The organism is Aeribacillus sp. FSL K6-8210, from assembly GCF_037963925.1.
Lineage (GTDB): Bacteria > Bacillota > Bacilli > Bacillales > Aeribacillaceae > Aeribacillus > Aeribacillus composti.
The window spans coordinates 2958051-2969890 of record NZ_CP150172.1 but is presented as its reverse complement, the minus strand read 5'-3'; the positions used below and the strand labels follow the sequence as shown (position 1 = coordinate 2969890).

The 11840-nt window shown below is 37.8% G+C and carries 9 protein-coding genes; all 9 read left to right on the top strand.

All coding sequences use genetic code 11. From position 1 onward, the window contains the following. Positions 1–59 precede the first annotated feature (59 nt). The 9 genes from NSQ41_RS14390 (at position 60) to polA (ending at position 11826) form a co-directional block, all read left to right on the top strand. Positions 60–449 (top strand): FxsA family protein, encoded by a 390-nt coding sequence (locus tag NSQ41_RS14390; protein ID WP_339197032.1) that lies wholly within the window; start codon positions 60–62, stop codon positions 447–449. A gap of 300 nt (positions 450–749) precedes the next feature. Continuing rightward, entirely contained in the window at positions 750–1868 is a 1119-nt protein-coding gene (citZ, locus tag NSQ41_RS14385) for a citrate synthase (RefSeq protein WP_063387400.1), read from the top strand. 96 nt (positions 1869–1964) lie between these two features. Next, positions 1965–3236 (top strand): NADP-dependent isocitrate dehydrogenase, encoded by a 1272-nt coding sequence (gene icd, locus NSQ41_RS14380; protein ID WP_066247811.1) that lies wholly within the window; start codon positions 1965–1967, stop codon positions 3234–3236. Between the two features lie 95 nt (positions 3237–3331). Beyond that, positions 3332–4270: a malate dehydrogenase gene (mdh, locus tag NSQ41_RS14375; RefSeq protein WP_063387488.1), complete on the top strand. Its 939-nt coding sequence runs from the start codon at positions 3332–3334 to the stop codon at positions 4268–4270. Positions 4271–4514: 244 nt separating this feature from the next. Then, positions 4515–5237, top strand: a complete 723-nt coding sequence (locus NSQ41_RS14370; protein ID WP_063387489.1) for a response regulator transcription factor — start codon at positions 4515–4517, stop codon at positions 5235–5237. Further along, positions 5230–6990 carry an ATP-binding protein gene (locus NSQ41_RS14365; protein ID WP_066247809.1) on the top strand — a complete coding sequence of 587 codons (1761 nt, stop codon included), beginning with the start codon at positions 5230–5232 and terminating at the stop codon, positions 6988–6990. Before NSQ41_RS14370 ends, NSQ41_RS14365 begins: the two co-directional genes overlap by 8 nt. A 204-nt stretch (positions 6991–7194) precedes the next feature. Continuing rightward, on the top strand, positions 7195–8205 hold the full coding sequence (gene hflK / locus NSQ41_RS14360) for an FtsH protease activity modulator HflK (protein WP_066247808.1): 1011 nt from the start codon (positions 7195–7197) through the stop codon (positions 8203–8205). Next, entirely contained in the window at positions 8192–9106 is a 915-nt protein-coding gene (locus NSQ41_RS14355; protein WP_339210200.1) for a protease modulator HflC, read from the top strand. The genes hflK and NSQ41_RS14355 overlap by 14 nt, the downstream gene beginning before the upstream one ends. 89 nt (positions 9107–9195) lie before the next feature. Further along, positions 9196–11826 (top strand): DNA polymerase I, encoded by a 2631-nt coding sequence (gene polA, locus NSQ41_RS14350; protein WP_339210199.1) that lies wholly within the window; start codon positions 9196–9198, stop codon positions 11824–11826. Positions 11827–11840: the final 14 nt, after the last annotated feature.

Below are 11840 nucleotides of genomic sequence, written 5' to 3'. Positions count from 1 at the left end.
CTCCCTTTTGTATAGTAAAGAGTAGGGAACGGGTATTTTATATATGGAGGAGATAGCATATGCGAGCATTATTGATTTTTTTTATTGTTGCACCGGCTTGTGAAATAGGGGTTTTGCTTTTATCTGGAAAGACGATCGGGGTGCTTCCGACTGTGCTATTGATTATCTTAACAGGCTTTGTTGGGGCTTATTTGGCGAAAAAACAAGGAATTCAGGCAGTGCGAAATCTTCAAAAGGAAATTCAATATGGGCGCATTCCAAGCAATGCCATTTTGGATGCAATGGCTATTTTTGTCGGAGGAATCATGCTATTGACGCCGGGATTTATTTCGGATATCGTCGGTTTGTTTCTTTTATTTCCAATCACAAGAAATTGGATAAAGCCTTTTCTTATTCAATTCATAAAAAAATGGATTGATAAACATACGATCCATATTATTCGGCCATAATTCAATAAAAGATTTATTATGCTGAAATAAGTAATTCTTATTCAATTCTATAAGATTTTTTTATTAAAAAAAAGAATTCCGTAAAAAATATCTTATTTATCTGATTCACAAAAGTCTGATAATTGTTTATAATAGAGGTGTATTTTTTAATTCATATGTTTGGTGATCATTTCACTGATAAAAAATATTTCACAAAAGAAATGAAAGCATTTTCTTTTTGTGAAAAAATGAAAGTTTTATGAATTTCGTTTATTTCTATTTGAATTGCAGTTGAAAATTTTATGTAAAGGGGAGATAGCCATGACAGCAACGCGTGGACTAGAAGGCGTGGTAGCCACAACTTCATCAATAAGTTCTATTATTGATGATACATTGACATATGTTGGTTACAATATTGACGATTTAGCTCAAAACGCAAGCTTTGAAGAAGTTGTTTACCTGCTTTGGCATCGAAAGCTTCCGAATAAGGAGCAATTAGAGGAATTAAGAAAGCAGCTTGCTGAGAATGCGTCGATACCGAATGAAATATTAGAACATTTTAAAACTTATCCGATTGATAAAGTACATCCGATGGCAGCTTTGAGAACAGCTGTATCTTTGCTTGGATTGTATGACGAAGAAGCGGACAACATGTCTGATGAGGCAAATTATCGAAAAGCAATTCGATTGCAGGCGAAAATTTCTACAATTGTCGCTGCTTTTGCCCGCATCCGCAAAGGATTGGAGCCTGTTCAACCGAGAACAGATTTAGGCTTTGCCGCTAATTTCTTATATATGTTAAAAGGTGAAGAACCTGATCAAACTTCCATTGAAGCCTTCAACAAAGCGCTCGTCCTTCATGCAGACCATGAATTGAATGCTTCGACATTTACTGCAAGAGTATGTGTGGCAACGCTTTCGGACATTTATTCCGGAATTACTGCGGCAATTGGAGCATTGAAAGGACCGTTGCATGGCGGTGCGAACGAACGCGTTATGCGAATGTTAACAGAAATTGGTGAACCTGAAAATGTAGAATCTTACATTCGCGAAAAATTAGCAAACAAAGAAAAAATTATGGGATTTGGTCATCGAGTTTATCGCAAAGGGGATCCTCGTGCCAAACATTTAAAAGAAATGTCCCGCAGACTAACAGAAATCACCGGTGAAACGAAATGGTATGAAATGTCAACTAAAATTGAGGAAATCGTAACATCTGAAAAATCTTTACCGCCGAATGTTGATTTTTATTCAGCGTCTGTATACCATTGCTTAGGTATTGATCATGATTTATTTACGCCGATTTTTGCAATAAGCCGCACATCTGGATGGTTAGCCCATATTTTAGAGCAATATGAAAACAATCGATTGATTCGTCCTCGTGCGGAATATACAGGACCAGAAAAACAAGTATTTATCCCTATCGAAAAGCGCAGCTAACAGGTAAAATAGAAAAGGGATTCCTTTTTCTTCCCTGTTAAGCATGGCCATGCTTTTATACACAAATAGAGAATACATATTTAGGAGGTAATGATTGTGGCAGAAGGTCAAAAAATTACAATGACAAATGGTACTTTAAACGTTCCAAATGATCCTATAATTCCGTTTATTGAAGGAGACGGCACTGGTCCTGATATTTGGAGAGCTGCGTCAAAAGTGCTGGAAGCAGCTGTAGAAAAAGCATACAATGGCGAAAAGAAAATCGTTTGGAAAGAAGTGCTTGCTGGTGAAAAAGCTTTTAAAGAGACTGGGGAATGGCTTCCTCAAGAAACGCTTGATGTTATACGCGAGTATATGATTGCGATCAAAGGTCCGTTAACAACTCCTGTAGGTGGAGGAATCCGTTCTTTAAACGTTGCTCTTCGCCAAGAGCTGGATTTATTTGTGTGCTTAAGACCTGTCCGTTATTTCAATGGAGTTCCTTCCCCTGTAAAACGTCCTCAAGATACAGACATGGTAATTTTCCGTGAAAATACCGAAGACATCTATGCCGGCATAGAGTATGCAAAAGGGACAGAAGAAGTAAAAAAAGTCATTGAATTTTTACAAAAAGAGCTGGGAGTAAACAAAATCCGTTTCCCTGAAACGTCCGGAATCGGCATTAAGCCTATTTCTGAAGAAGGAACGAAACGGCTTGTCCGTGCGGCCATTAACTATGCAATTGAACACGGAAGAAAATCTGTCACCCTTGTTCATAAAGGGAACATTATGAAATTTACAGAAGGCGCGTTTAAAAATTGGGGATATGAATTGGCTGAGCAAGAGTTTGGCGATAAAGTATTCACATGGGCTGAGTATGACCGCATTGTTGAAAAAGAAGGAAAAGAAGCGGCTAACAAAGCGCAAGAAGAAGCAGAAAAAGCTGGAAAAATTATTATTAAAGATGCAATTGCAGATATTTTCCTACAGCAAATTCTTACTCGTCCGCGCGAGTTTGATGTAGTTGCAACGATGAATTTAAATGGAGACTACATTTCGGATGCTTTGGCTGCACAAGTAGGTGGAATCGGTATTGCTCCAGGAGCAAACATTAACTACGAGACAGGGCATGCGATTTTTGAAGCAACACACGGTACAGCACCAAAATACGCCGGACTTGATAAAGTGAATCCATCTTCCGTAATTCTTTCTGGAGTGCTTATGCTCGAACATTTAGGCTGGAAAGAAGCAGCTGATTTAATCATTCAAGCAATGGAAAAAACGATCGCTTCAAAAGTTGTCACCTATGACTTTGCACGCCTCATGGACGGAGCTACGGAAGTAAAATGCTCTGAATTCGGCAATGAATTGATTAAAAACATGGGTTAAACAAAGAACTGAGAGCTGCTTCTTTACGAAGTAGCTCTCCATTTAGATTCATTTTTGAAAAATCACTTACATAAAAGAGAGGATGGATGCTTGAAATGGCGATTAAAAGAAAGAAAATTTCTGTCATTGGTGCTGGATTTACTGGTGCGACAACAGCTTTTTTGCTAGCAAAAAAAGAGCTGGGAGATGTTGTGCTCGTTGACATTCCGCAAGCAGAGAATCCGACAAAAGGGAAAGCGTTGGACATGCTTGAATCAAGCCCTGTTCTTGGATTTGATGCGAACATTATCGGAACATCAAACTATGAGGAAACGGCTGATTCCGATATTGTTGTGATCACGGCAGGAATTGCAAGAAAACCTGGAATGAGTCGAGACGATTTAGTGCAGACCAACCAAAAAGTAATGAAAAGCGTCACAAAAGAAGTTGTAAAATATTCCCCAAACTCCATTATCATTGTGCTGACAAATCCGGTTGATGCAATGACTTACACTGTTTATAAAGAATCCGGATTTCCAAAACACCGCGTCATCGGTCAATCTGGAGTTTTAGATACCGCAAGATTCCGCACATTTGTTGCTCAAGAATTGAATTTATCAGTCAAAGACATTACAGGATTTGTGTTAGGCGGCCACGGAGATGATATGGTGCCATTAGTTCGCTATTCATACGCAGGGGGCATTCCGTTAGAAAAATTAATTCCGAAAGAGCGCTTGGATGCGATTGTTGAAAGAACTAGAAAAGGCGGGGGAGAAATTGTTAACCTGCTTGGAAACGGAAGCGCATACTACGCACCAGCCGCATCTCTTGTAGAGATGGTGGAAGCGATTGTTAAAGATCAGCGCCGCGTATTGCCTGCCATTGCATATTTAGAAGGAGAATACGGTTTTGAAGGTATTTATTTAGGCGTTCCAACAATTCTTGGAGGCAATGGCTTAGAGCAAATTATTGAGCTTGAACTGACGGATGAAGAAAAAGCAGCTTTGGAAAAATCTGCTGAATCTGTAAGAAATGTTATGAAAGCATTAATATAGTGCATGATAGAAAAAGGAGGACATGTTATGTTCCTCCTTTTTCTTATAAAAGAAAAAAGAGAGTTTGCACAGAAAATTCGTCCGCTTTTTCAATTTTCCGCTTCAAAACCGCTCCATCATGTTTCTATCGATTCTTTAAAATCTTCTGAAAGCAGCTTTTCTTGTATTGGTTCTTTCTGCTTCGTGGACTATAATAATAATAAAGAATAATAAGAACAGTAGGAGAAAATTATTGGAGGATTTTATGAGTAAAAAAATATTAGTAGTGGATGATGAACAATCGATTGTCACTCTTCTTCAGTATAATCTTGAACAAGCAGGCTATGAAGTCATTACTGCTCAGGATGGAAGCGAAGGATTTGAAAAAGCAATTACAGATGCACCGGATTTAATTGTGCTTGATTTAATGCTCCCGAGTATAGATGGTATGGAAATTTGTAAACAGCTTAGACAGCGCAAAGTGATGACGCCCATTTTAATGCTTACGGCAAAAGATGATGAATTTGATAAGGTGCTTGGGCTTGAGTTAGGTGCGGACGATTACATGACAAAACCGTTCAGTCCAAGAGAAATTATCGCTCGGGTAAAAGCAATCCTGCGGCGTGTCAGATCAGAAGATGCTCACATGCATGTAAAAAAAGAAGCGGAAGAAAACAACATTATTATCGGTGATTTAAAAATTATGCCTGAACGATATGAAGCTTATTTTGAACAAGAAAGACTTGACTTTACACCGAAAGAGTTTGAACTGCTTCTTTATCTTGCAAAACATAAAGGCCGAGTTTTAACAAGGGATCAGTTATTAAGCGCTGTTTGGAATTATGATTTTGCCGGTGATACAAGAATAGTGGATGTTCATATCAGCCATTTAAGAGAAAAAATTGAACGGAATACGAAAAAGCCTGAATATATTAAAACGATCAGAGGTCTAGGCTACAAACTGGAGGATCCAAAGCTAAATGAGTAAGTTCCGTTCAAAACTGCTTCTTGCGTTTACAGCATTAATTATTACTGTTCTGCTTGGTTTTGGATTTATTTTAGGACAATTATTTCAATCGTTTTACTTCATCAATTATGAGAAGCAATTTAAAAAAGAAGCCGAGTTGATCAAGCTGGTCATTGAGAATGAAAAGATCGGTTCTACCGAAATGAAGCATAAAATGGAGGAAATGAGCGAAAAGTTAAACTCACTCCTTCTTTTTATGGATATGGACGGAAACATCGTTTTTAAAACAGGTCCTAGCTTTCATCAAAGCGACGAAAGATTATCAGAACTGATCTTGACCAACCACCGAAATGCAAAGGAAGGATTTCGCCTAGATCTCGATCAAGCTGATTTGTTATTTTACGGTATTCCCATCTTTCAACAAGATGAACGAAAGGGATTTTTAGTTTTCGGGACTTCCATCAAATATTTCGAAGCGATGAATAAAGAAATTTGGTTTTTCATTATAGGGAGTCTTATTGCGGCATTAACGATCATTTTAATTTTTGGCACCCGCATTATGAAGCAATATACGAAACCGATCGAATCGGCGACAGAAGTGGCGATGGAGCTTGCAAAAGGAAATTACAAAGCGAGAACATATGAAAATTCATCAGGCGACGAAACGAGTATGTTGAGCAAATCCATCAACATTTTGGCACGCAACCTTCAAGACATGACAAGAACCCAGGAATTGCACCAGGAAAGGCTGCAAACATTGATTGAAAACATGGGAAGCGGTCTTCTTTTCATTGATGAACGTGGCTATATTAGCCTGATGAATAAAGCCTTTAAAGAAATTTTTCAAATTAATCAAGAGGATTATTTATATAAATCTTACCAAGAAGCGATCGCATATAAAGAAATTATTCAAATGGTCGAAGAAATTTTTTTGACGGAATCAAATATAAGAAAGCATATTATGCTTCCTGTTAACATCGAAAGAAAGCATTTTGAAGTTTACGGTGCTCCGATCATTGGAAAAAGCGAAGTATGGAAAGGCGTCGTTCTTGTTTTTCACGATATTACCGAATTGAAAAAGCTTGAACAAATACGAAAAGATTTTGTAGCAAATGTATCTCATGAATTAAAAACACCGATCACCTCCATCAAAGGGTTTTCTGAAACATTGCTGGATGGCGCCATGAAAGATGAACAAACATTGCATTTTTTTTTATCCATCATTTTAAAAGAAAGCGAACGAATGCAATCTTTAATTCAAGATTTATTAGATTTATCAAAAATCGAGCAGCAGGGCTTTCAGCTGGAGCTTAGAAAATGCAATGTAAACGAGTTTTTAAAAGAAATTCATCATTTGCTAGATAGAAAAGCGAAAGAAAAAAATATTGATTTTATATTGGATGTTCCAGACGAGCCTGTTTTTATTGAAGGCGATCCTCATCGGCTGAAGCAAATTTTTATAAACTTAGCCAGCAACGGAATTATGTATACGCCAGCTGGCGGAAAAGTGACCCTTTCTGTTAAGGCTGGACATGATGAAGTAGCCATTTCTGTTCAAGACACCGGAATTGGAATTAGAGAAGAGGAAATTCCTAGAATTTTTGAGCGTTTTTATAGAGTTGATAAAGCTAGAAGCAGAAACTCAGGTGGAACTGGTTTAGGGCTTGCGATCGTAAAACATTTAGTAGAAGCCCACCAAGCAAATTTGACAGTCAAAAGCACCGTTGGTGTTGGAACGACTTTTACTGTGACTTTTCAAAGATACAATGAATAGTTTAACATAAGATTTACATCCAATTTATGCTAAGTTAACATTTGATTGTTAAAATGGCATTCGAAAACCCCTTCATCCAAGGAGCCCATTTGCAGATGGAAACAATTACGTTTCCGTCTTTTTTTTATGGCTGCGTTTTTTAAATGAAACAAAATCGTACTTTTTTCGTATGAAATAATAAATAGAGAGAGATGGGGGGATATAATGGTAAGCATAAGAAGATTATTAACAATTATTGGATTTATTTTTCTGATCAGCATTCTCGGTCTTGCTGCGATTACTTCCTGGTATACTGTAGACGAGTCGGAACAAGCGGTTATTACTACATTTGGAAAAGTGGAAGAGGGTATAACTGAGCCTGGGCTTCATTTTAAATGGCCATGGCCGATTCAATCGGTAAAAAAACTATCCAAAGAAACATTCAGTTTACAATTTGGATATAAAGAGAAAGATGGAAAAGTTGAGTCTTTTCCAAAGGAAACAAAAATGATTACAGGCGATGAAAACATTGTGTTAGCAGATATGGTCGTTCAATGGAAAATAACGAATCCGGCAAAATATTTGTTCAATGCTGAAAATCCAAAGGAAATTTTGCGGGATGCAACATCTGCTTCGTTAAGAAGCATTATTGGAAGCACAAAAATTGACAATGCTTTAACGAGCGGAAAAGTGGAAATTGAAGCTCAAGTGCAAGAATTATTAAGCTCGTTGATGAAAAAGTATGATATTGGCATTTCAATCATTGCGGTCAAATTGCAGGATGTTGATTTGCCGAACGAAGAAGTTCGAAAGGCGTTTACAAACGTTACGGATGCAAGAGAAATGATGAATACGAAAATAAACGAAGCCAATAAATATAGGAATAAACGAACAAAAGAGGCAGAAGGAGAGCGCGATGCAATCATCTCCAAAGCTGAAGGGGACAGAGCATCCAGGATTGAACAAGCGAAAGGGGAAGTCGCACTATTTAATTCTTTATACAATGAATACAAAAATTCAAAAGAAATCACAGAAAAACGTCTAATTTTAGAAACGATAGACAGCGTGCTGCCAAATGCGCAAATTTACATTATGAAGGATGATGGAAATACAATGAAGTATTTTCCTGTTCAGCCTATGCAGCAAGTGCTGCCTAATGATCAGCAAAGTCAGCAAAAAGCTGATCAATCGAGTGAGAACACGCAAAAAAGAGGTGAAAACAATGGACAAGAATGAAAAGAAAATTAATTTTGAATGGAAGAAATACATACGCCTAGGGTCTGTTATAGCCGGTTTATTTGCGTGTTTGCTATTTTTATTCAGCAACGTTTTTGTTGTGAAAGAAAATGAATATAAAGTCGTTCGTCAATTTGGCGAAGTTGTAAAAATTATAGAGAAGCCCGGCCTCCATTTAAAAATTCCTTTCATACAAACAGTTGAAAGTCTTCCAAAGCATCAATTAACGTATGATGTGGAGGAAGCGGAAATCAATACAAAGGATAAAAAACGAATATTAATTGACAACTATGCGGTTTGGAGAATCGAAGATCCGAAAGAAATGATCGCCAATGCAAGAACAGTTGTCAATGTAGAGGCAAAAATGTCGGAATTTATCTTTTCCACTGTGAGATCGGAGCTTGGAAAACTGAATTATGATGAAATTATTAATGATGAAAAGTCTTCCCGCGGGAGCCTTAATGACAAAATCACAAATATTGTTAATAACCTGCTTGAACAAAATCATTTCGGCATTAAGGTGGTTGATGTAAGAATTAAACGGACGGATTTGCCGGAAGCAAATGAAAAATCGGTATTTACTAGGATGATATCAGAGCGGGAATCAAAAGCCCAAGAATATTTATCGATGGGGGATGCAGAAAAAAATCGAATTGTTGCTGAAACGGACAGACAAGTAAAAGAAATGCTGGCAAAAGCTGAAGCTCAAGCTGAAACCATCCGCGGTCATGGAGAGGCGGAGGCAGCGAAGCTCTATAACCAGGCTTATTCAAAAGATCCTAAATTTTATGAATTATATAGAACACTTCAATCCTACAAGAAAACAATCGACGGTGAAACAGTCATCGTTCTCCCGTTCGATTCTCCATACGCCAAAATATTAATGGGAGAAACAGAATAAAATCGATAAGCCATGTTTTTTCTTCTGCTGAAAGTAATGGTAGAATAGAAGGAAGGCATGGCTTTTTTAGTTGAAGGAGGCTAGTAGTAGTGACAAAGAAGCTAGTTTTAATTGATGGAAACAGTATTGCTTACAGAGCGTTTTTCGCTTTGCCGCTTTTAAATAATGATAAGGGGATTTATACGAATGCAATTTACGGCTTTACAAATATGCTGTTAAAAGTACTGGAGGAAGAAAAACCGACACATATTCTTGTTGCATTTGATGCAGGGAAAACAACGTTCCGGCATAAAACTTTTAAAGAATATAAAGGAACTCGGCAAAAAACCCCGCCTGAATTGTCGGAGCAGCTACCATTTATACGGGATTTGCTTGATGCCTACAAAATTACAACATATGAACTCGAAAATTATGAGGCTGATGATATTATTGGAACAGTTGCGAGACAAGCTGAGAAGCAAGATTTTGAAGTGAAAATTATTTCCGGAGATAAGGATTTAACACAGCTGGCAACTGAAAAAACGACCGTTTCCATCACGAAAAAAGGAATTACGGATGTTGAACCGCACACGCCTGAATCGATTCAAGAGAAGTATGGGCTAAGCCCGGCACAAATTATTGATTTGAAAGGATTGATGGGCGATCAATCAGATAATATCCCAGGTGTGCCCGGCGTTGGAGAGAAAACCGCGATTAAATTGCTGAAACAGTTTGAGACAGTCGAAAATATTTTAAATTCGATTGAAGAAGTAAATGGAAAAAAATTAAAGGAAAACTTACAAAACTATAAAGAGCAAGCATTAATGAGCAAACAGCTTGCGACAATTCATTGTGAAGCTCCTGTCGAAATAAAAATTCAAGACCTTGAGTATAAAGGCTATGACAAAGAAAAAGTAGTGAAAATTTTTAAGGAACTAGGCTTCCAATCGCTCCTAGACAAAATGGGAGAGCATGAGAATGAAGAAGTGGATGAAATGCCGACGATTAAGTTCGAAAAAGTTGAAAAGCTGTCAGACAAGGTTTTATCAGAGAAGGCAGCTCTTTTAGTGGAAATCATTGATGAAAATTATCATACTGGAGAAATCATCGGGTTTTCTATCGCAAACGAAAATGGATGTTTTTATATTCCAGCCGAAATTGCGCTACATTCAAAAGAGTTCATAGAATGGGTGAAGGATGAAACAAAGCGGAAAGTGGTGTATGATGCGAAAAAATCAATTGTGGCGCTGCGCTGGCGAAACATTGATTTAGCAGGTATTGAGTTTGATGTTCTCATTGCCTCATACATTTTAAACCCGTCTGAATCGATTGACGACATAGCCGAGCTTGCCAAGACAAAAAATAAACATTTAGTTCAAAAGGATGAAGTGATTTACGGAAAAGGCGCTAAACGTCATATCCCTGATGAAGACATTTTAGGCGAACATCTTGCCAGAAAAGCGTTAGCCATTTATGAGCTGGAAGAATTATTAATACAAGAATTAGAAGAAAATGAACAATTTCATTTATTCAGCGAATTGGAGCTTCCGCTGTCAGCCATTTTATCTGACATGGAAACAACAGGAGTAAAGATAGACGTCAACCGTCTGAAAGAAATGGGAAAAGAGCTTGATGAACAGCTGAAGCAATTAGAAAAGGATATTCATCGTCTAGCTGGAGTGTCATTTAACATTAATTCTCCGAAGCAGCTTGGGCCGATTTTATTTGAAAAGCTCAATCTACCGGTTTTGAAAAAGACCAAAACGGGGTATTCGACCTCTGCGGACGTTTTAGAAAAATTGAGAGGACAACACGAAATTGTGGAGAAAATTTTGCATTACCGGCAGCTCGGAAAGCTTCAATCGACGTATATTGAAGGGTTGCTGAAGGTTGTCCATCGTGATACGCATAAAATCCACACCCGATTTAATCAAGCATTAACGCAAACCGGAAGATTAAGCTCCACAGACCCGAATTTGCAAAACATTCCGATTCGCCTTGAGGAAGGCCGCAAAATTCGTCAAGCATTTATCCCTTCTGAAAAAGATTGGGTCATTTTTGCTGCGGACTATTCCCAGATTGAACTGCGAGTGCTTGCGCATATATCTGGAGATGAAAAATTGATTGAAGCGTTTCAACAAGATCTTGATATTCATACAAAAACGGCGATCGATGTGTTCCATGTCGAAGAAGATAAAGTGACCTCCAACATGAGAAGACAGGCAAAAGCAGTTAATTTCGGGATTGTTTACGGAATCAGCGATTACGGATTGTCGCAAAACTTAGGAATTACCCGAAAAGAAGCTGGTGAATTTATTAAAAAATATTTTGAAATTTATAAAGGTGTTAAAGAATATATGGATGGCATAATCCAAGAGGCGAAGCAAAAAGGCTATGTAACGACACTAATGCAGCGTCGGAGATATATTCCGGAAATTACGAGCAGAAATTTCAATATCAGAAGCTTTGCCGAGCGAACAGCCATGAATACTCCGATTCAAGGAAGTGCAGCGGATATTATCAAAAAAGCGATGATCGATATGGCGCAAGAAATTGAAAAACGAAATTTGCAAACGAGGCTGCTGCTTCAAGTTCATGACGAATTGGTGTTTGAAGCGCCAAAGGATGAAATTGAAATTTTAGAAAAGCTTGTTCCGGAAGTAATGGAAAATGCCATTCAGCTAAAAGTGCCGTTAAAGGTTGATTATTCTTACGGTTCTACGTGGTATGAAGCGAAATAATTTGAAAAAGGCGG